This is a genomic window from Actinomycetospora sp. NBC_00405 (genome assembly GCF_036044095.1).
Classification (GTDB): Bacteria; Actinomycetota; Actinomycetes; order Mycobacteriales; family Pseudonocardiaceae; genus Actinomycetospora; species Actinomycetospora callitridis.
Genome location: NZ_CP107938.1, coordinates 3043535 through 3062307, shown reverse-complemented (window position 1 = coordinate 3062307; position 18773 = coordinate 3043535). Strand labels below are relative to the sequence as shown.

The following is an 18773-nucleotide window of genomic DNA, read 5'->3' as shown; positions in this document are numbered from 1 at the left end:
GACTCTTCGTCGTAATGAGGGAGCGCAAGCCACGATCGGGTGTCGTGTCACTCACGAACACGCTACCGTTCTTCCACAGAGTGTCAGCAATGGTCGCCGTTCGATGTGGGACACCCACCCACACATCGCAGCAGGCGGACGTGCATCGAGCGACGCGGTCGGGGGAGTCCGCGCTGACAGCCGGCGTGCCGTAACCCCGCCCGCCGGTCGCTCCGGCCGATGTGTGTCATCCCGACGATGGGGGTCGTCCGTGGGCGAGGACAGGACATCCGCGGGCGAGACGTCCGCGGACTCCCGGAGCCGACCGGCACCGTGGGCCCCCGGCCGCTGGCGGGTCCGCACCAAGGTCGTCGCCGTCGTCCTGGTCCCGCTGCTGCTGGCGCTGGTCCTGGCCACGGTCACCGTCGGCAACCAGCTCGCCGAGCGCAGCGCCCTGCAGCAGGTGGCCGCCGGCACCCGGCTCAGCGGGATGGTCGCGGGCCTCGTCGACGCCCTGCAGGTCGAGCGCAGCGAGGCCACGGCCTTCGTCGCCGCCGGCCGGCGCTCCGACCGCACGCCCCTCGACCTCGCCACCGACCGCGTCGACCGGGCCGTGGTGGGGCTGCGCGATGCCGCGCCGTCGGTGTCCGACCTCGACCCCGGCGTCCAGGACCGCTACGACGTCGCCGTCGCACGCCTCGACGGGCTCCAGCCCCTGCGCTCGGCCGCGGTCGCGACGCGGTTCCCCGCCCCGAGCGTGGTGACCGCGTACACGAGCCTCGTCGAGCCCCTGCTCGCCCTCGCCCGCGACGTCGCCGGCACGGCGGGCCAGACCGCCGTCGTGCGTCCGGCGACGAGCCTGGCGGCCCTGGGCCGTGCCAAGGAGCAGGCCGAGGTCCAGCACGCCCTGCTCCTGGTCGCGGCCTCCGGCGGGACGCTCCCGGCCGGCGACAGCGAGGCCCTGCGCGGCGCGGTCGCCGAGCAGGCCGCCGCGACCGCCGAGTTCGAGGCGGGGGCGTCGCCGGCGCAGGTCCAGGTCTTCGACGACACGGTGGCGGGCCCGGAGGTCGACCAGCGCATCCGCATCCTGCAGACCGCGCTGCTGCGCGACGCCGAGGGCCAGCCGGTGGGGGTCGACCCCGTCGCCTGGGACCGCGCCGCGGTCGCCACGCGGGAGGCGATGCGCACCGTCGAGACCGGCCTGTTCTCCGAGCTCGAGCGCACGGCCGACGCGCTGGTCTCCCGCGCCGGCACTGCCGCGCTGATCGTGGTCGTCGCGGTCGTCCTCGGCGTCCTGCTCGCCGTCCTGCTGGCGGCCCTGATCGCCGGCTCGTTGATCACTCCGCTGCGGCGCCTGCGCTACTCGGCGCTCGACGTGGCCGACCGCCGGCTGCCCGCGTCGATCCAGCGTCTCGAGGAGGGGAGCGACGACGAGGGGCACACCCCGTCCGACGTCGAGCCGGTCCCGATCGACACCGACGAGGAGGTCGGCGAGGTCGCCCGCGCGTTCGACACCGTCCACCGCGAGGCCGTGCGCCTGGCCGGCGAGCAGGCCCGGCTGCGCACCAACCTCAACGCGCTGTTCGTCAACCTCTCGCGGCGCTCCCAGGGCCTCGTGGAGCGCCAGCTGCTGCTCATCGACGCCCTCGAGGGCCGGGAGGAGGACCCGGACGTCCTCGCCGAGCTCTTCCAGCTCGACAACCTCGCCACCCGCATGCGTCGCAACGGCGAGAACCTCCTGGTCCTGGGCGGCTCGGCGCCGGCGCGGGGCGGCAGCGAGCCCGTGCCGGTGACCGACCTGGTCCGCGGGGCGGTCGGGGAGATCGAGGACTACACGCGCGTCGACGTGCGCCCGACGCCGGCCGTCCACCTCCGCGGGGGCCCCGCCGACGACCTCACCCACCTGCTCGCCGAGCTCCTGGACAACGCGACCACCTACTCGCCGCCCGGCTCCCCGGTGGTGGTCAGCGCCTCGCGGGCCCCCGACGGCGGCCTGGTCGTCGAGGTCGCCGACCAGGGGCTGGGCATGGACGACGACGAGCTCGCCGACGCGAACACCCGCCTGGAGCGCCCCGTGCTCCTCGACAGCTCTGTGCCGCGCCAGATGGGCCTGTTCGTGGTCGGTGCGCTCGCCCGCCGGCACGACATCGTCGCCCGTCTGCTCCCCGGCGACGACGGGGGCATCGTGGCGAGCGTGCAGGTGCCCGCCGCGCTCCTCGTCCACCCGGTCCGGGCGGAGCCGGACCCGGTCATCCCCGAGCCGCGGCCCGTGCGGCGCGAGGAGCCGCGCGAGGCGCCCGACGGCGACCCGCTGACCGACCGTCTCCCCGTCGTCGGTGAGGGCGACGGACCCGCCGAGAGCCCGATCTTCGAGGAGATGGTCTCGGCCTGGTTCTCCGAGACGTCCCCCGAGACCTCACCCGAGACAGGTGCGCCGGCTCCGCGGACGTCCACGGAGGACGCCGACGACGGGGCGCCGGCGTGGCGCTCGACCGCCGACGAGGGCTGGCGGGCCGTCGCCGCACGGACCGCGGGGACGACGGGGACCCCGCGTGAGCAGACCGGGGCCGGACTGCCCCGGCGCCGGCGGGGCGCGGAGCTCGTCCCGGGTGGCGCCACGTCCGCACCGGAGGACGTGCCCACGCCCCGTCGCGCCGTCGACGCCGAGGCCCTGCGCGGGCGGATGGGCTCGTTCCAGGACGGCATGCGGCGGGGGCGCCGCGAGGTCGACACCGACTCGTTCGAGCGGGTCGACGGCGAGACCGGACGCGAGATCGACCCGAGCTCCGAGCACGACACCATCGAGGCCTTCGACGCCGGGGCCGGCGCCGCCGCAGGCCCGGGGCACCACGACCCGGGAGGTCGATGACATGACCGGGACCCCTCCGACGCACCGCTTCGCCTGGCTCGTCGACGACTTCGTCGGGCGCGTCCCCGGCGTCGCCCACGCGGTGGTCGTCTCCGTTGACGGTCTGCTGCTGACCCGGTCCCGGCACCTGCCCGACGAGCGGGCGGACCAGCTGGCCGCGATCGCGTCGGGCCTCGTGAGCCTGGCCGGCGGGGCGGCGCGCTGCTTCGACGCCGGCGACGTCGTCCAGACCGTCGTGGAGATGGATCACGGCGTGGTCCTGCTCATGGCGATCCGGGACGGCTCGAGCCTCGTCTGCCTGGCCACCTCGGACTGCGACCGCGGCCTGGTCGGCTACGAGATGACGCTCCTCGCCGACCGGGTGGGGAAGGCCCTCACCCCCGCGGTGCGTCGCGAGCTGCGCACCGCGCGGGCCACATGACGTCCGGCGCCGGACCGCAGCGCTCGCCGCGCGTCCGGCCGTACACGATGACCCGCGGACGCACGCGGACCGGCGCGGCGCTCGCCGTCGAGACGCTGGTCGAGACGGCCACGGGCGCCGAGTCCCGGGGCGTGCCCCAGGAGCAGCAGGCCATCTGCCGGCTGTGCGTCCGCCCGATCTCGGTGGCCGAGGTGTCGGCCCGGGTCGCGCTGCCCCTCGGCGTCGTGCGGGTGCTCCTCGACGACATGGCCGGCGACGGTCTCGTCGTGCTGCACGTCCCCGCCACGGACCGCCCGGACCTGGCGCTGATGGAGAGGGTGCTCGATGGCCTCCAACGTCTCTGACGACCGGGCGTCGCCGGCGCCCGCGAAGATCGTCGTCGCCGGGGGGTTCGGGGTCGGGAAGACCACGTTCGTCGGCGCGGTTTCGGAGATCGACCCGCTGGTCACCGAGGCGGTGATGACGGAGGCGGGCGCCGGGGTCGACGACCTGTCGCTGACCCTCGGGAAGACGACGACGACCGTCGCCATGGACTTCGGGCGGATCTCGCTGCCCTCGGACCTCATCCTCTACCTGTTCGGCACGCCCGGGCAGGAGCGGTTCTGGTTCATGTGGGACGACCTCGTCCGCGGGGCGATCGGGGCCGTGGTGCTCGCCGATACCCGCCGCCTCGACGCGTGCTTTGCGGCGATCGACTTCTTCGAGGCCCGCGGGCTGCCCTACGTCGTCGGCGTCAACGAGTTCGACGGCGCCCGCCGGCACGACCTCGACGACGTCCGCGAGGCGATGGAGCTCCCGCCGGGCACGCCGTTGCGGTACTGCGACGCGCGCCGGCGCGAGTCGACGGTCGAGATGCTGGTCGTGCTGGTCCGGCACGCGATGGCGCGCGTGCCGTGAGCGGGCCCAGCGGCGTGGGCGGGCGTGACCCGTGCGCGTGACCACCCGACCCGTCGGGCGCCCCCGGCCGGCCACCGTCGCGGTCGTGGTCGGCGACCTGGCGATCGCCCTGGCCCTCGTCGTCGCGAGCGTCACGCTCGCGCCCGGACGGCAGGCACCGTCCCCCGATCCCCCGGCCGTGAGCCACGACCAGGGACACGCGACGCCGGTCGCGCCGCCGTACCCGTCGACAGGGGGAGGTCCCGATGGACGTCGCACGGGATGATCTCGAGCTCGAGCTGCTGGTCGCCCGCATGGACCGCCGGGAGCTCGATCTCCGATCCGATCGGTCCGCCGACGAGGAGTGGGACCGGCCCCGTCAGCAGCGCTTGATCGACACGATCCTGCGCGGGTGGTGCGTCCCGCCGGTCCATCTGGGCGACGCCGGGCCCGCTGAGCCCGAGGTCGTGCTCGACGGCGGCCAGCGGCTGCACACGATCGCGCAGTTCCTGCGCGACGAGCTGGCCTGCCCGGACGGGCTGCGGTTCAGCGAGCTGCCGGTCGAGGTGCGACGACGGGTGCGGCGCTTCCGGCTGCCGGTCGTCACGCTCTCGGGCTACCACGCCGCGGAGCTCGCCGAGCTGTTCGACCGGCTGCACGAGCCGTCGCGGGCGGTCGTGCCCGCCGTGCCCGCGCCGTCCACCGAGCCCGCGCCCGGGACGCACCGGGCCCCCGGCTCGTCCGAGCCGATCTTCGATCAGGTCTCCGCCTGGTTCGCCGACCTCTCCGACTTCTGGGGCCTCTCGACGTTCGACGACCGGTCGTGGTTATCGAGCTGGTCATCACCCGCCGACGCCGGTCACGACGCCGCCCGCGCGGCGGTGGACCCGCCCGACGCCGGTGTCACCGACGCCGGCCTCCCGCAGCGGGAGCCCCTCGCCCAGCTCGCCCCCGGGGCGGTCGGTACGCCGGGGGCCTCGGATCCCCGGTCCGACGCCCCGTCCGGCCCGGCTCCAGAGGACGTCGGCGACCGGCTCGCGAGCTACTGGGACGGCGTCGCCGAGGGCCGCGGGGACCGCCGCGGCGACGCCGTCCCGGAGCCGATCCGCCACTCGATCTTCGACGACCACCGGTGAGCACCGGATTCTCGGGGTGGCGCCCCGACGCGACGTCCGGCCGCACGGGCCGACCCTCGTGCCCATGACGACCACCGAGGCGGTCAGCGCGCCGCCGGACTTCCTCGCGTTCCTCGACCGCGTCGCCGCGGCGCTCGATGCGATCGTCGCCGGCGACCCGGCGCCCTACGCCGCGCTCTGGGCCGACATCGACGACGTGACCCTCTTCGGCGCCTGGGGCCCGATCGAGCAGGGCCACGAGCGGGTCACCCGCACGTTCACGTGGGTGGCCTCCCGCTTCCGTGACGGCGTGATGGAGCCGCCCGAGTACACCGTGGTCGCGGTCAGCGGCGACCTCGGCCTCACGGTCGGTGTCGAGCGCGGCGTCGTGCGGGTGGACGGGGGCGCGCCACAGCCGATGACGCTGCGGGTCACGCACGGGTTCCGGCGCCTCGACGGTCGCTGGTGGCTCACCCACCGGCACGCCGACTATCCGCCGGCCGACCAGCGCGGTTAGGGCAGGCGCGCGGCGAGCTCGTCGCGCCCGGTCACGCCGAGCTTGCGGTACGCGTGCCCGAGGTGGGTCTCGACGGTCTTGGTGGTGACGAACAGGGCCTGGGCCACGTCGCGGTTCGACAGCCCGTCGGCCGCGAGCTCGGCCACCCGCCGCTCGCTGGCGGTCAGCGCGTCGGCCCCGCTCACGGCCATCCGCCGCGGCCGGGCGCCTGCGGCGCGCAGCTCCTCGCCGGCGCGCTCGACGAGGGCGTCGGCGCCGCAGCGCCGGGCGAGGTCCTGGCCGGCGGCGAGCTCCGTGCGCGCCTCGACGCGGTGGTTGGCACGGCGCAGGGCGGCGCCCAGGTCGACCCGCGTGCGGGCGAGCTCGAGGCGCGCCGGCGTGGGCTCGAGCAGCACCACCGCCTCGCGCAGCGGCGCGGTCGTCCCGCTCACGAGGCCGCGGACCCGCAGGGCGATGCCGAGCGCGCGCGGGGCGGCGAAGCGGCGCGCGACGCGGACGGCCTCCTCGGCGGCGGCGACCGCCTCCGCCTCGCGGCCGAGGCGGTGCAGGGCCGAGGCCACGCCCGCCTGCCAGGGCAGCACACCGGGGTGGTGGATGCCGCGGTGGGCGAGGCGCTCGCCGCACGCGACGAAGTCGTCGACGGCCTCGGCCGCGCGCCCCAGCGCCAGGTGCACCCGCCCGCGCGCGGCGAGCAGGTACGCCGTGCTGCCGCGCACCCCGCTCGCCGCGAGGGCCTCCTGCGCCTCGGCGGCCAGGCCCCGCTCGACGAGCACGATCAGCAGCCAGGCGACGGTGTAGCGGCGCGCGGAGTGCGCCTCGTGCTCGACGGCGAGCGCGTCGGCGAGGCGCGCGTCGGCCTCCGCCTCGACGAGCTCGCCCTGCAGGTACCGGGTCTGGGCGCGCAGAACGGACGCCGCGATGAAGTCGTAGCTCGACCCGCGACGCCGCGCGCCGGCGAGGATCGACTCGGCGCACGCCCGGACCGGGGCGAGGTGGTCGATCGCCACCAGCACCATCGTCGCCGGCAGGATCACCCCCGGGTCCGGGGTGTGCTCGCGCAGCGTCGCGGCCAGCGCCTCGTGGGCGAGGTCGACGGCGCTCGCGTCCGTGTCGGTCTGCAGCGCCTCGAGGGCCGTGGTCGCGAGCAGGGCGGGGCCACCGCGGCGGGGGAGGCGCCCGTCGCGGCGCAGCGTGCGCGTGAGCTCGGCGGCCGCGGCACGGCGCGCGGGGTCCCGGCGGGCGAGCCCGACGGTCGCGGCGGCCAGCTCGGTGGCCAGGTCGCTGCCGTCGTCGACCCCGGCCCGGGCCTCGTCGAGCACGGCCAGCGCGCGCTCGAACGCCAGGGTGACGCTCAGGGCGTGGGCGAGCTCCAGGGCGATCAGCCCGCGCCGGTGCGGGTGCACGGCGGCGGCGAAGGCCTCTTCGAGCAGCGCCACGCCCTCGCGGTAGGACACCTGGGCGGTCGCGGCCCCGAGCTCGTGCAGCACCGCAGCCCGCTCCGGGGCCGGCGGGGGCTCGGCGACGGCGCGCCGCAGGTAGGTCATGGCGGTCTCGGGGACACCCTTCGCGAGCGCGGCACGCCCCGCGTCCCGCAGCCGGGCGACCACGGCGGGATTGCCGAGCGCCTCGGTGTGCAGCAGGTGCGCGGCCACGAGCTCGGCCCCGGCGCCGTCGGCGGCCAGGGCGTCCGCCGCGCGGCGGTGCCCGCGGTGGCGCTCGGCGGAGTCGGTGCCGTCCGCCACGGCCTGCGCGAACAGGGAGTGCGCGAACGTCAGGGGGCGGCCCGGGTGCAGCAGCTGCGCCCCGACCAGGGTCTGTGCCCCCCGGGCGACGACGGCCGGGTCGAGCCCGCTCACGGCCACGACGTGGCGCAGCTCGGCGCGGCCGTCGAGCAGCGCGACGGCCCGCGCGACCGTCGCGGCCTCGGTGCCGGCCTCGCGCAGCCGGCGCGCCACGAACGTCGCCACCACGGCAGGCGCGAGCGCCGCGACCGTCTCGGCACCCGCCCGGTCCGCGTCGCCGCCGGCTTCGGCGACGGCCGCGAGCAGGGCGTGGACCAGCAGCGGGTTGCCGCCCGTCACCTCGTGGCACGCGGCGGTGAAGGACGGGTCCGGCGACACGGGGAACCGGCACCGGACCAGCGCCTCTATCCCGTCGCGGCTCAGGGGTGCCGGGCGCAGGACGGCAGTCGACTCGGCGTCGCGCAGGGCGTCGACCAGCGGCGACGCGGTGTGCACGGCGGGCGGCTGGGCGCCCAGCACGATCGCCACCCCGAGCTCGGACACCCGGCGCGCGAGGTAGGCGATCGCCCGCAGCGAGGCCGCGTCCGCGACGTGCGCGTCGTCCACGACCAGCAGCACCGGCCCGGCGTCGGCGAGGTTCGCGGTGAGCCAGTAGAGCCCGTGCAGGGCGCTGCCGGCGTCGGTGTCGCCGTCCGGCCCGCCGCCCGACGCGGTCGCGGGCCCGGAGGAGACCACCGGGGCGGCGAGGCGGGCGGCGCCGGCGAGCAGCCCGGGCCGGCGGGCCACGAGCCCCTCGAACAGGCCGCGGACCACGCCGAACGCGAAGTCGCGCTCGAGGCGGGCGGCGCGGGCCGCGAGGACGGTCATGCCGAGGGCGGCGGCGCGCTCGCGGGCGGCGTCGAGCAACCGGGTCTTGCCGATGCCGGCGGGGCCCTCCACCCAGACCACGCCGCCGCGCTCCGAGGCCGCCGCACGCAGGACGTCCGAGAGCACGGCCAGCTCCTGGGCGCGCTCGAGGACGCCCTCTCCCGTCCTCGTCGCCGCGCGCGTCATGGGCGACTCCGTCGCAGTCATCGGCCACCGCCGTCCCCCGGGAGAACGACGCTAGGGGCCCCCGCGACCGGCCACCATCGGGAGATCTGACTAATCGGGTCGGCCAATCCTCGGGGTCCCACCCCGACGCCCGTGGCAGCCGGGGCCCGGTCTGCTGGACGGGACCGCCGGCCCGACCCGCCCCGGAGGCCCCGATGACGGCGCCGCACCGCACCCCGACCGCCGACCGCGCCGCGCGCGTCCACCACAGCCGGTGGCCCGCCGTCGAGGTGCCCGACGTCGGCGTACCCGAGTACCTGCTCGACCACCCGGCGGCCCGCGCCGACGCGCCGGCGGTGATCGACGGCCCGTCGGGCCGCGCGCTGACCTACGGCGACCTGCGCCGCGACGTGCACCGGTGCGCACGGGGTCTGGCCCGTCGCGGGTTCGTCCGCGGGGACGTGCTCGCGATCGTCGCGCCGAACGTGCCCGAGTGGCTCGTCGGCGCCTTCGGGGCGATGAGCGCCGGCGGGGTCGTCTCCGGCATCAACCCGCTCTCCACGCCCGAGGAGATCGCCGCCCAGCTCCGCGACGGCGGCGCCCGGTGGCTGCTCACGATCCCGCCGTTCCTGCCGCTGGTCCGCGCGGCGCGGGCGCTGGGGGACCGGCCCGTCGAGATCGTCGTGCTCGGCGACCCGGACGGCGAGACGGCGTGGGCCGACGTCCACGCCGCGGGCGCCGAGGGCCCGGGGATGCCGGGTGCGCTGATCGACCCGCGGCGCGACCTCGCCCTGCTGCCCTACTCGTCGGGGACGACAGGGCTGGCCAAGGGCGTGATGCTCACCCACCGGGCAATCGTCACTAACGTCGCGCAGATGCAGGTCGCGCTCGCGCAGACCGCCGACGACCGGGCGATGGCCGTCGCGCCGTTCTTCCACGCCGTCGGGCTCAACGTCGTCGCGGGCGTGACCCTGCGGACGGGCGGCACGATCGTGACGCTGCCCCGCTTCGACCTCGAGGCCTATCTCGGGCTCATCGAGACCCACCGGCTCACGATCTCGGTGGTGGTGCCGCCGATCGTGCTGGCGATGGCGCGCCACCCGGCGGTGGACCGCTTCGACCTGTCCTCCCTGCGCCTCGTCGGTTGCGGCGCCGCGCCGCTGTCGGCCGACCTCCAGCAGGAGTGCGCGGCCCGCGTCGGTGCCCCGGTCGGTCAGGGCTACGGGATGACCGAGGCCGTCGCGGCGATCACGCTGGTCGACACGGCCGCGCCGATCCCGCCCGGGTCGTGCGGGGTCCTGCTGCCGGGCGTGGAGGCCCGGATCGTCGACGTCATGACGGGCGAGGACCTGCCCGTCGACGGGACCGGCGAGCTCTGGGCCCGGGGCCCGCAGCTGATGACCGGCTACCTCGGCAACCCCGCGGCCACCGCCGCGACGGTCGACGCCGACGGCTGGCTGCGCACCGGCGACCTCGCCCGCATCGACGGCGCCGGGAACGTGTTCGTGGAGGACCGGCTCAAGGAGCTCATCAAGGTCAAGGGCCTGCAGGTCGCCCCGGCCGAGGTCGAGGCCGTGCTGCGGACCCACCCCGCGGTGGCGGACGCCGCCGTGATCCCGATCCCCGACGAGCGGGCCGGCGAGCGCCCCAAGGCGGTGGTGGTGGCGGCCGGCGGGGCCTCCGCCGCGGAGATCCTCGCCCACGTCGCGGCCCGCGTGGCGGCGTACAAGTGCCCGCGCGAGCTCGCCTTCGTCGACGTGATCCCCACCTCGCCGTCGGGCAAGATCCTGCGACGGCTGCTCGTCGCGCAGGAGCGCGCCGGGGCGCTCACCGCCGCCGCACCGTCGTCGACGGCCCCGGCTGCCACCCCTCCGGCCCCGACCGCCCCGGCCGAACCCGTGAGTGCGCCGTGAGCACCACCGGCTACGCCCTGCGCCTGTCCGACGACGAGCTCGCGCGCTACCGGATGATGGCCGTGCGGGCCCGCGAGCGGGAGGCGGACCTGTGGGACCTCGCGGGCCTGCGCCCCGGCGCCCGCGCCGTGGACGTCGGGTGCGGGCCCGGCGCGGTGCTCACGCTGCTCGCGGAGGCCGTGGCGCCCGCAGGCCGGGTCGTCGGCGTGGACGCCGATCCCGAGGCGGTGGCGACGGCCCGTGCCGGCCTGGACGCGGCGGGCGCCGTCGGCGCCGAGGTGCGGCAGGCGCGCGCCGAGGCCACGGGCCTGCCCGAGGGCGCGTTCGACGTCGCGGTCCTGCGCCACGTCCTGGCCCACAACGGCGGCGGCGAGCAGGCGATCGTCGACCACCTCGCCCGTCTCGTGCGCCCCGGCGGGCACGTCTACCTGCTCGACGTCGACGCCCTGAGCGCCAGCGTCGCGCCGGCTCCGCCCGACGCCGACGACCTGGTCGAGCGCTACCGGCGCTGGCACGCCGACCAGGGCAACGATCTGCGGGTGGGCCGGCGACTGGCCACGCTGGCGCGCGCGGCCGGCCTCGAGGTGCGTGAGTTCCGCGGCTGGTTCGAGATCGGGGCGGTCCCGCCGGGTGTGCGCGGCCCGGCGTGGGCGGCGCGGGAGGCCCTCGTCGCCGCCGGGCTCGCGGGCCCCGACGACCTCGCCCGCTGGGAGGCCGCCCACGCGACGATGGACGGCTGGGAGCCGCGTCCGGAGTACATGCTCGCGACGTTCGCGGCCGTCGCGCGCCGGCCGGAGGGCGCCTAGATCTCGGCCCCGTCCCGGGCGCTGCGCCGCGCCGCCACCCCCAGGCGCACCGCGTAGATCACCGCGCTGCCCAGGAAGAGGATCGCGGTGATCAGCAGCCAGTTGTCGAAGATGCCGGCCGTGCTCAGGCCGGACGTGAACCGCAGCGCGTCCTCGCCGCGACCGGTGATCGTCGGCAGGTAGATGAGGAAGAGGACGGCCGAGCCCAGCGCCGGCACCCGGATGTGGTTGATCGCCGGGACGCGCGGGGGGCGCTCGGGGCCGTAGCGGCGCCGCGCCCACCGGCTGATCGTCAGCGGCTGGTCGGCGAGGGCGTAGAGGGGGTAGAGCACGAGGTCGTGGGCGATCACGGCGCCGAGGAACCAGATCGCGAGCCAGATCGCGCTCGGGTCGGTGTACACCAGCGACACCACGTACCCGGAGAGGGCGAAGCACCCGAGCACCGAGAGCAGGTGCAGGGGGTTCTCGCCGTAGAAGCGGCGCCAGGACCGCAGGAACGTCGCCATCAGCCGGTCCCCGGACGGAAGTCGATCGACGAGACCCACTTGGTGTTGTGCACCCCGGGGAGCGCCGGGACGATCACCCGGGCCGGGAAGCCGTGGTCGGGGGCGAGGTCGACGGTCTCCTCGCCGGGGTTGCCGACACGCAGGGCGAGCAGCGAGTCCGGGTTGAGGACCTGGTTGTTCTGCAGTGTGGCGCGGGCGAAGGCGCCGCTGGTCTCGACGGACTGGACGAACGCGTTCGCCGGGTCGGGGACGCCCGCGAGGGCGGCGAGGTCACGGAGGCGGACGCCCGTCCACGTGCGGTACACCGACCAGCCCTCGACGCACGCGATCGGCAGGGTCGCGGTGTGCAACGCCATGCCGAGCAGCTGGTCGCGGGTCAGCGAGACCTCGGTCGCCCCGCCGCGCAGGGTCAGACGCCAGTCCGCACCGAGCCGCGCCGGGTCGATCCCGGAGCCCGCGAGCGTGCGGTTGATCTGGAAGTCGTTCGGGCCGGTGCCGTAGGACTGCCCGCGCGGGGAGAGCAGCGCGAGCGGACGCAGGGGATCCCACGTCTGGCCGACGCTCAGCACCGCGACCAGCGCGCTGCCGCCGCCGACCATCGCGAGCAGGCCGCGACGGCTCAGGGTCGGCCGGTTCGGGGCGAGCGGGGCGAGCTCCGCCTGGTCCATCGGCTCGGGCTCGGTCTCGGCGACCCCGTCGTTGAGCCAGCGTCCGAAGGCGCCGCTCCCGTCCGGACCCGCGCGCAGGGCCCGGACCATCGTCGGGACCTTCAGCACGACGTGGCTGACGAAGCCGGCGATGAACACCCACGCGCCGTAGTAGTGCGCGAGGTAGAAGCTGAAGCCGAACGAGTAGTCGTACTGGGTGTTCATCAGCCCGGTGACGAACTCGAACAGGATGCCGCCGACCAGGGCCAGCAGCGAGATCCGTTCGAGCAGTCCGCCGAGGCTGCGGACCGGGGGCCAGACGAACAGCTTCGGCACCACCGACCAGAGCTTGGCGAGCACGATCGGCGTCAGGATCATCCCGAGCGTCACGTGCAGGCCCTGGGTGAGCCGGTAGAGCCAGGACGGGTTCGACGGCCAGTCGAAGTACGGCAGGTGCAGGTAGCCGACGTCGGCGGGGATCGCCTGGCCGAACTGCGGTCCGTAGGCGATGTAGGAGAGCAGTCCCGTGACGATCACGATCGGCAGGCCGACGAGGAGGACCGCGCCGAACACCGAGGTCAGCCACGTCCCGCGCAGCGGACTGCGCCACGTCCTCGGGTCGGCCGGCGGGGGCACCGGGATCCGGGCCAGGGCGCGGAAGAGCGACCTCGGGAAGCCGTACTCGGGCTCGACGGCCACGCGTGGCGGCGGACCGGACCCGGTCTCGGGGGGATCCGTGGGGCGCACGGTCGTCATGACGGGACCCTAGCGCAGACTGTACCTATCGGTACAATCTCGTCCGTGGGGACGAGGACGGGTCGATGAGCCTCGACGCGGCGCACGGTCCCCCGACGGCGCGGGGTCGACGGACCCGGGAGGCGATCGTCGACGCGGCGGCCGACCTGATGCACGAGCGGGGGATCGCCGCCACCGGCGTCGGCGACGTGCTGAAGGTCAGTGGCACCGGGAAGTCGCAGCTCTACCACTACTTCGACGGCAAGTCCGACCTCGTGCTGGCCGTGATCGACCGGCAGCTCGAACGGGTGCTCGCCGCGCAGCCCGCGCTCGACCCCGCCACACTCGACCAGGCCGCGCGGGAGGACGACGTCCACGCCTGGGCGGCGTCGCTCCTCGAGCTGCACCGGGACGGCGGCGGGCCGTTCGCCTGCCCCCTGGGGGTCTTCAGCGGCCAGGTCGACGCCGAGCCACGGTGGCGCGAGTACCAGGCTGCCGCCTTCCGGCAGTGGCAGGAGCGCATCACGGCGCTGCTCGCGCGCGGGCAGGCGCAGGGGGTCGTCGACCCCGCCCGCGACGCCGGCGAGATGGCCGTGGCCGTCCTCGCCGCCGTGCAGGGCGGACTGATGCTCGCCCGGCTCCACCGCGACCTCCAGGTCCTCTCCCTCGCGCTCGGCGCGGCCGTCGACCACGTCCGTCCGCGGCCGGTGTGATCCCACCTCGACCGCCGTTACGTGGGTGTCCGCCGGAGAACGGGTATCGGTTCGGAGGACCAGTACATCGTCAGAGACCCAGGGAGCCCGTGTGGCGGACAACGCGTACAGCAAGACCGAGATCGTCGGCAGCTCGGCGGAGGGCGTCGACGAGGCCATCCGCGGCGCCATCCGTCGTGCCTCCTCGACGCTGCGTCAGGTCGAGTGGTTCGAGGTCGTCGAGATTCGTGGTCACGTGCAGGACGGCGAGGTCGGGCACTTCCAGGTGACGCTGAAGGTCGGCTTCGCCCTCGAGGACACCAAGTCCTGATCGTGCGGCGGGGTGGCGCCGCCCGTCGCCGCCATCCCGCCGACCCCCAACTCGTTAGGTAAGCTCAGGACCGTGGTGTGGGACGGCGAGACCCCGTGAGCGAGGTCGACACCACCCACACCGACCGCCGGACCGGCGCCATGTTCGCGGCGCTGCGCGTCCGCAACTACCGGCTCTTCGCCTCGGGCCAGGTCGTCTCGCTCGTCGGCACCTGGATGCAGCGGGTGGCCCAGGACTGGCTCGTCCTCGAGCTCTCCGGCGGCAGCCCCGTCGCCCTCGGCGTCGCCGCGGCCCTGCAGTTCGGGCCGACGCTGCTGCTCTCGCTCTGGGGCGGCGCCATCGCCGACCGCTACGACAAGCGCCGCCTGCTCATGGGCCTGCAGGTCGGCATGGGTGCGTGCGCGCTCGTGCTCGGCGTGCTCGACGTCGGCGGCCTGGTGACGCTCACCCAGGTCTACGTGCTGTGCGTGCTCCTCGGCTGCATCTCCGCGCTCGACGGGCCCGTGCGCCAGTCGTTCGCCGGCGAGATGGTCGGGTCGGGCGCGCTCGCCAACGCCGTCGCCCTGAACTCGATGACGTTCAACACCGCGCGCGTCGTCGGCCCGGCGGTCGCGGGCCTGCTCGTCGCCACGGTCGGCACCGGGTGGGTGTTCCTGCTCAACGCGATCACCTTCGTCGCGGTGCTCACCGGGCTCGCCCTCATGCGCCCGGCCGAGATGTTCGCCTACGCCCGCGCGCCCCGGGAGCGCGGCGCCGTGCTCTCGGGCCTGCGCGAGGTCCGGCGTCACCCCGACGTCGTGCTGCTCCTGGTGATCGTCTTCTTCGTGTCGACGCTCGGCATCAACTTCTTCGTGACGCTCGCGATCGTCGCCCGCAACGTCTTCGGCCGCGGCGCGGAGTCCTACGGCCTGCTGACCTCGGCCCTGGCCGTCGGCTGCCTGCTCGGGGCGTTCCACGCCGCGCGCCGCGTCGGCAGGCCCCGCCTGCGCACCGTCCTGCTGGCCGCCGCGGTCTTCGGCGTCTGCGAGGCCGCCGCCGGGCTGATGCCGAGCTACCTGGGCGTGGCGCTGCTGCTGATCCCCACCGGTGCGGCCCAGCTGCTGTTCACCAGCGCCGCCAACGCCGCGATCCAGCTGGGGGTCGACGAGTCCGTGCGCGGGCGGGTCATGGGCCTCTGGATGCTCGTGCTCCTCGGCGGCACCCCGGTGGGCGGTCCCGCGCTGGGCTGGCTCGCCGAGGAGTTCGGCGGCCGCGCGCCCCTGGTGCTCGGCGGGGTGGCGTCGGTGCTGGCCGCGGTGATCGCCGGGCTGTGGGTCGTCTGGCGGCGGACGAGGACCCCCGCCGCCGTGGCCGCCTAGGCGTCATGGCCCTGCGTGCCGCCACGCCTGCGGTGGCCGCCGTGATGGCGGCGGAACCGGCGCACGAAGTAGCCCGGGTCCCGGTACCCGACCCGGTGGGCGATCGCGGCGACCGTGAGGTCGTCGGACGTCAGGAGGCGGCGGGCCTCGCGCAATCCGCCGCTCGGTGAGCCACTGGCCCACGGTGCGGCCGGTGTGACGCCCGACGAGGGTCGTCAGGTGACCGGGCGTCAGGCCCACCTCGCGGGCGACGTCGGCCGGCGTGATCGGCTCGGCGAACCGGCGCTCGAGCACGTCGAACACCGCCGCGAGCACCGGACGGTCGGCCGGCGCGCCCGCCGGAGAACGGCGCCAGCAGCGGGTGGGCGCGCCACGACACCAGCGGCGCGGCCCCGCCCGGTTCCACCGCGTCCGCCGGGAAGAACACCGCCCACACGAGGCCGGTCGTCGTGTCCTCCGGTGGCGCGACGACCGCACCGGGCGCGATCACCACGACGTCGCCGTCCTCGAGCTCCCAGACCCGGTCGTCGACGGCATCGGACCCCGGCCGCGCTCGACGTGGAGCAGCACGAAGAAATCGTGGGCGTGGGTCCCACCGACCACCGCCGCGCGCCGGGCCGTCGCGTCGGACCAGCGCTCCACCGCCACCGGCGGGGCGCCGGGACCCGGGGGAGGCCCACGAGGGGAACCGAGGATCGTCCCGTCCCGCCCATGCTTCGTCCCTTGTCCGCAGGTGGGGTGCGCTCGCAGGGTGGAGGGGTCCCCGGAAGACCGTCCTCATGCCCCTGACGGAGGCCATCGTGTCCCAGTCCGCGCCCGCCGGCGAGCGCCCGTTCCTGCCGGCGATGGGCTTCGGCGCGCCCGCCGCCACCTACGACGTGTTCACCCGCGTCCTGGGGGCGCGCGCCATCCACTGGCAGCTCGTCGCGCAGGCCGGGGTCGCGCCCGGGCAGACGGTGCTGGAGCTCGGCACGGGCACCGGCGAGGTGCTGCTGCTGGCCGCCCGCGTCGCGCCCGGCGCGACGCTCGTCGGCCTCGACCCCGACCCGGCGGTGCTCGACCTGGCCCGCCGCAAGGCCGGACGGCACGGCGTCGCCCTGCGCCTGGAGCGCGGCTACGCCGACCAGCTCCCGTACGCCGACGGCTCCGTCGACCGGGTGCTCTCCTCGTTCATGTTCCACCACCTGCCGCCGGAGGAGCAGCGGGCGATGCTCGCGGAGGCCCGGCGGGTGCTGGCGCCCGGCGGGAGCCTGCACCTCGTCGACCCCGACGGCACCGACCCCGGGATCCTGGGCTGGTTCGCGCGCCACGACCACGGCGAGGGCCACGGGCACGGGCACGGTCAGGGCCACGGGCACGGGCACGGCTCGCCTCACCTCACCGGCGCCGACGACGTCGCGACGATGCTGCGCGACGCCGGCTTCACCGAGGTGGACGCCGTGGCCCGCCGGACCCGCACCTTCGGCCGGGTGGTGTTCCACCGAGCCGTGGCCCCCGGCTAGATCCCCGGCCAGGTGTGCACGGGCTCGTTGGCCTCCATGCCCTCGAGGTAGACGCGCATCATGTGCCGGATCGCGGTCGGGCGGTCGGCGCCGCGGCGCTCGGCCTCGCTCACGGCCCGGATCTGCCAGGCGGCGCCCGTGCACCGGCGCACGCAGCGCTGCTCGATCACCGACAGGTAGCGATCCGCCTCCGACCCGTCGACACCCCAGGCCGCGAGGCCCTCCCGCGCCAGCGGCAGCATGCGGCGCAGCGCGAGCTCGTCGGCCCGGACGGTGCCGAGCCCGGGCCAGTACAGCGCGGCGTCGATCCCGTGCCGCGCGCCGGCGGTGAAGTTCGCCTCGGCGGCGTCGAAGGACATCTGCTGCCACGGCGGGCGGTCGGACTCCGCGAGCGCGCGGATGAGCCCGTAGAAGAACATCGCGTTGGCGACGGCGTCGACCGCCGTGGGGCCTGCGGGCAGCACGCGGTTCTCCAGCCGCAGGTGCGCGACGCCGTCGGCGACGTCGTACACCGGCCGGTTCCAGCGCCACACCGTGCCGTTGTGCAGCCGCAGCTCGTGCAGGCTCGGCGCGCGCCCGGCCTCGAGCTCGGAGAACGGGTCCTCGTCCTCGGCGAGCGGGAGCAGCGCGCCGAAGTAGCGGACGTTCTCCTCGAAGAGGTCGTAGGCCGACTGGGCCCAGCGGTCGCCGAACCACACGCGGGGCCGCACGCCCTGGTTGCGCAGCTCCACGGGCCGGGTGTCGACGGCCTGGGTGAACAGCGGCACCCGCGTCTCGGCCCAGAGCCGGCGGCCGAGCAGGAAAGGGGAGTTCGCCGCGAGCGCCACCTGCAGGCCGGCGACGGCCTGCGCGGCGTTCCAGTACGCGGGGAAGGTCTCGGGGGTCAGCTGGAGGTGCAGCTGCAGCGACGTGCAGGCCGCCTCGGGCGCGATCGAGTCGACGTCGAGCACGAGGTGCTCGGCGGGCGAGCCGTCCGCCGGCCCGCCCCGGGCCGCGGGGGGCTCGGTGATGTCGAGGCGGAACGGCTCGCCGCGCGCGGTGAGCATCTGGCGGTTGAGCAGCGCGTAGCGCGGGTCCTCGGTGAGCTGGTCGGACGCGAGGTGCTCGGCGCCGAGCGTGGGCAGGATGCCGATCGTCACGGCGCTCGCGCCGACGCCGCGGGCGCACTCCCCGGCGCTCGACACCGCGTCGAGCATGTCCTTCTCGAGATCACGGGCGGTGGCACCGGGCAGCATCCGCGGCGGGAGGTTGATCTCGAGGTTCCAGCGGCCGAGCTCCGAGGTGAGCACGTCGGACGCGGAGCGGTCGAGCACGGCGTGGTTGAGCATCGCCGGGCGCATGTCCTCGTCGACCAGGGCGAGCTCGATCTCCACCCCGGTGCTGGGCTCGTCCGCGGCGAACCGGCCCTCGGTGACCATCCGCCCGAACGCCTCGAGGCAGCGGTGGATGCGGTGGCGGTACCGAGCCTGGTCCGAGGCGGTGAAGAGGGTGGCGGCGAGGTGCTGGCCCATGACCCGCCCGGCTCCCGTCCACGATCCGACTCGACCACCGGGTGTCGGCCACGACCGGCGCGGCACCCCCGACTCACGCGAACCCCGACGACCGGACACGCTGACACAGCCCGGAGATCGACGCCACCCGCCAAGGCCGTCCGCCCGCGGAAAGAGTCCGTTCAGCGTAGGGCATGCCCGGGGCCGACCGTTCGTCGACACAGGGTGACCTCTGGGCCACC

18 protein-coding genes are annotated in these 18773 nt (G+C 75.7%); 13 read left to right on the top strand and 5 right to left on the bottom strand.

The window, feature by feature from the left end; all coding sequences use genetic code 11:
• Window positions 1-250: 250 nt before the first annotated feature.
• From OG774_RS15040 to OG774_RS15010, 7 genes are all read left to right on the top strand, one after another.
• The gene (locus OG774_RS15040) at window positions 251-2848 is read left to right on the top strand and encodes a sensor histidine kinase (RefSeq protein ID WP_328301800.1); all 2598 of its coding nucleotides are present in this window, start codon (window positions 251-253) and stop codon (window positions 2846-2848) included.
• A gap of 1 nt (window position 2849) precedes the next feature.
• Window positions 2850-3269 carry a roadblock/LC7 domain-containing protein gene (locus OG774_RS15035; protein ID WP_328301798.1) on the top strand — a complete coding sequence of 140 codons (420 nt, stop codon included), beginning with the start codon at window positions 2850-2852 and terminating at the stop codon, window positions 3267-3269.
• Window positions 3266-3613: a DUF742 domain-containing protein gene (locus OG774_RS15030; protein WP_328301796.1), complete on the top strand. Its 348-nt coding sequence runs from the start codon at window positions 3266-3268 to the stop codon at window positions 3611-3613. The genes OG774_RS15035 and OG774_RS15030 overlap by 4 nt, the downstream gene beginning before the upstream one ends.
• The gene (locus tag OG774_RS15025) at window positions 3594-4166 is read left to right on the top strand and encodes a GTP-binding protein (RefSeq protein WP_328301794.1); all 573 of its coding nucleotides are present in this window, start codon (window positions 3594-3596) and stop codon (window positions 4164-4166) included. The genes OG774_RS15030 and OG774_RS15025 overlap by 20 nt, the downstream gene beginning before the upstream one ends.
• 37 nt (window positions 4167-4203) lie before the next feature.
• Window positions 4204-4431 (top strand): hypothetical protein, encoded by a 228-nt coding sequence (locus tag OG774_RS15020; protein ID WP_328301792.1) that lies wholly within the window; start codon window positions 4204-4206, stop codon window positions 4429-4431.
• Window positions 4412-5281: a DUF262 domain-containing protein gene (locus OG774_RS15015; protein ID WP_328301791.1), complete on the top strand. Its 870-nt coding sequence runs from the start codon at window positions 4412-4414 to the stop codon at window positions 5279-5281. The genes OG774_RS15020 and OG774_RS15015 overlap by 20 nt, the downstream gene beginning before the upstream one ends.
• A gap of 64 nt (window positions 5282-5345) precedes the next feature.
• The gene (locus OG774_RS15010) at window positions 5346-5777 is read left to right on the top strand and encodes a YybH family protein (RefSeq protein WP_328301789.1); all 432 of its coding nucleotides are present in this window, start codon (window positions 5346-5348) and stop codon (window positions 5775-5777) included.
• Here the strand turns inward: OG774_RS15010 and OG774_RS15005 are convergent.
• Window positions 5774-8572 (bottom strand): ATP-binding protein, encoded by a 2799-nt coding sequence (locus tag OG774_RS15005; protein ID WP_328301787.1) that lies wholly within the window; start codon window positions 8570-8572, stop codon window positions 5774-5776. The two genes, OG774_RS15010 and OG774_RS15005, sit on opposite strands and share 4 nt — an antisense overlap.
• A gap of 194 nt (window positions 8573-8766) precedes the next feature.
• Between OG774_RS15005 and OG774_RS15000 the strand changes: the two genes are divergently transcribed.
• On the top strand, window positions 8767-10464 hold the full coding sequence (locus OG774_RS15000; RefSeq protein ID WP_328301785.1) for an AMP-binding protein: 1698 nt from the start codon (window positions 8767-8769) through the stop codon (window positions 10462-10464).
• The gene (locus tag OG774_RS14995; RefSeq protein WP_328301783.1) at window positions 10461-11270 is read left to right on the top strand and encodes a methyltransferase domain-containing protein; all 810 of its coding nucleotides are present in this window, start codon (window positions 10461-10463) and stop codon (window positions 11268-11270) included. The genes OG774_RS15000 and OG774_RS14995 overlap by 4 nt, the downstream gene beginning before the upstream one ends.
• Here OG774_RS14995 and OG774_RS14990 read toward each other — a convergent pair.
• Together OG774_RS14990 and OG774_RS14985 are read right to left on the bottom strand one after the other, a co-directional pair.
• Window positions 11267-11776: a hypothetical protein gene (locus OG774_RS14990; protein ID WP_328301780.1), complete on the bottom strand. Its 510-nt coding sequence runs from the start codon at window positions 11774-11776 to the stop codon at window positions 11267-11269. The genes OG774_RS14995 and OG774_RS14990 overlap by 4 nt on opposite strands.
• Window positions 11776-13179, bottom strand: coding sequence for a molybdopterin-dependent oxidoreductase (locus tag OG774_RS14985; RefSeq protein ID WP_328301779.1), 1404 nt, complete (start codon window positions 13177-13179; stop codon window positions 11776-11778). Before OG774_RS14985 ends, OG774_RS14990 begins: the two co-directional genes overlap by 1 nt.
• A gap of 65 nt (window positions 13180-13244) precedes the next feature.
• Here OG774_RS14985 and OG774_RS14980 point away from each other — a divergent pair, with 65 nt between their 5' ends.
• The 3 genes from OG774_RS14980 to OG774_RS14970 all read left to right on the top strand — a co-directional run bounded on the left by OG774_RS14980 (window position 13245) and on the right by OG774_RS14970 (window position 15539).
• On the top strand, window positions 13245-13871 hold the full coding sequence (locus tag OG774_RS14980) for a TetR/AcrR family transcriptional regulator (RefSeq protein ID WP_328301777.1): 627 nt from the start codon (window positions 13245-13247) through the stop codon (window positions 13869-13871).
• A 91-nt stretch (window positions 13872-13962) separates the two neighbouring features.
• Window positions 13963-14181: a dodecin gene (locus OG774_RS14975; RefSeq protein WP_328301775.1), complete on the top strand. Its 219-nt coding sequence runs from the start codon at window positions 13963-13965 to the stop codon at window positions 14179-14181.
• Window positions 14182-14276: 95 nt separating this feature from the next.
• Window positions 14277-15539: an MFS transporter gene (locus OG774_RS14970; RefSeq protein WP_328301773.1), complete on the top strand. Its 1263-nt coding sequence runs from the start codon at window positions 14277-14279 to the stop codon at window positions 15537-15539.
• On the opposite strand, the gene OG774_RS14965 is transcribed toward OG774_RS14970, so the two are convergent.
• Window positions 15536-15694, bottom strand: coding sequence for a helix-turn-helix domain-containing protein (locus OG774_RS14965; RefSeq protein ID WP_328301771.1), 159 nt, complete (start codon window positions 15692-15694; stop codon window positions 15536-15538). The genes OG774_RS14970 and OG774_RS14965 overlap by 4 nt on opposite strands.
• A gap of 645 nt (window positions 15695-16339) precedes the next feature.
• On the opposite strand from OG774_RS14965, the gene OG774_RS14960 reads away from it, so the two are divergent.
• A complete protein-coding gene (locus tag OG774_RS14960; protein WP_328301769.1) occupies window positions 16340-17041 on the top strand; it encodes a class I SAM-dependent methyltransferase in 702 nt (233 codons plus the stop codon).
• Here the strand turns inward: OG774_RS14960 and OG774_RS14955 are convergent.
• Entirely contained in the window at window positions 17038-18552 is a 1515-nt protein-coding gene (locus tag OG774_RS14955) for a glutamate--cysteine ligase (protein WP_328301767.1), read from the bottom strand. The two genes, OG774_RS14960 and OG774_RS14955, sit on opposite strands and share 4 nt — an antisense overlap.
• Between the last annotated feature and the right edge of the window lie 221 nt (window positions 18553-18773).

What these genes read in the sequence shown, in the direction of transcription:
- OG774_RS15035 (WP_328301798.1), top strand. Translation starts at nt 2,850, where the DNA reads ATGACCGGGACCCCTCCGACGCACCGCTTCGCCTGGCTCGTCGACGAC.
- OG774_RS15030 (WP_328301796.1), top strand. Translation starts at nt 3,266, where the DNA reads ATGACGTCCGGCGCCGGACCGCAGCGCTCGCCGCGCGTCCGGCCGTAC.
- OG774_RS15025 (WP_328301794.1), top strand. Translation starts at nt 3,594, where the DNA reads ATGGCCTCCAACGTCTCTGACGACCGGGCGTCGCCGGCGCCCGCGAAG.
- OG774_RS15015 (WP_328301791.1), top strand. Translation starts at nt 4,412, where the DNA reads ATGGACGTCGCACGGGATGATCTCGAGCTCGAGCTGCTGGTCGCCCGC.
- OG774_RS15010 (WP_328301789.1), top strand. Translation starts at nt 5,346, where the DNA reads ATGACGACCACCGAGGCGGTCAGCGCGCCGCCGGACTTCCTCGCGTTC.
- OG774_RS15005 (WP_328301787.1), bottom strand. Translation starts at nt 8,572, where the DNA reads ATGACGCGCGCGGCGACGAGGACGGGAGAGGGCGTCCTCGAGCGCGCC.
- OG774_RS15000 (WP_328301785.1), top strand. Translation starts at nt 8,767, where the DNA reads ATGACGGCGCCGCACCGCACCCCGACCGCCGACCGCGCCGCGCGCGTC.
- OG774_RS14990 (WP_328301780.1), bottom strand. Translation starts at nt 11,776, where the DNA reads ATGGCGACGTTCCTGCGGTCCTGGCGCCGCTTCTACGGCGAGAACCCC.
- OG774_RS14985 (WP_328301779.1), bottom strand. Translation starts at nt 13,179, where the DNA reads ATGACGACCGTGCGCCCCACGGATCCCCCCGAGACCGGGTCCGGTCCG.
- OG774_RS14980 (WP_328301777.1), top strand. Translation starts at nt 13,245, where the DNA reads ATGAGCCTCGACGCGGCGCACGGTCCCCCGACGGCGCGGGGTCGACGG.
- OG774_RS14955 (WP_328301767.1), bottom strand. Translation starts at nt 18,552, where the DNA reads ATGGGCCAGCACCTCGCCGCCACCCTCTTCACCGCCTCGGACCAGGCT.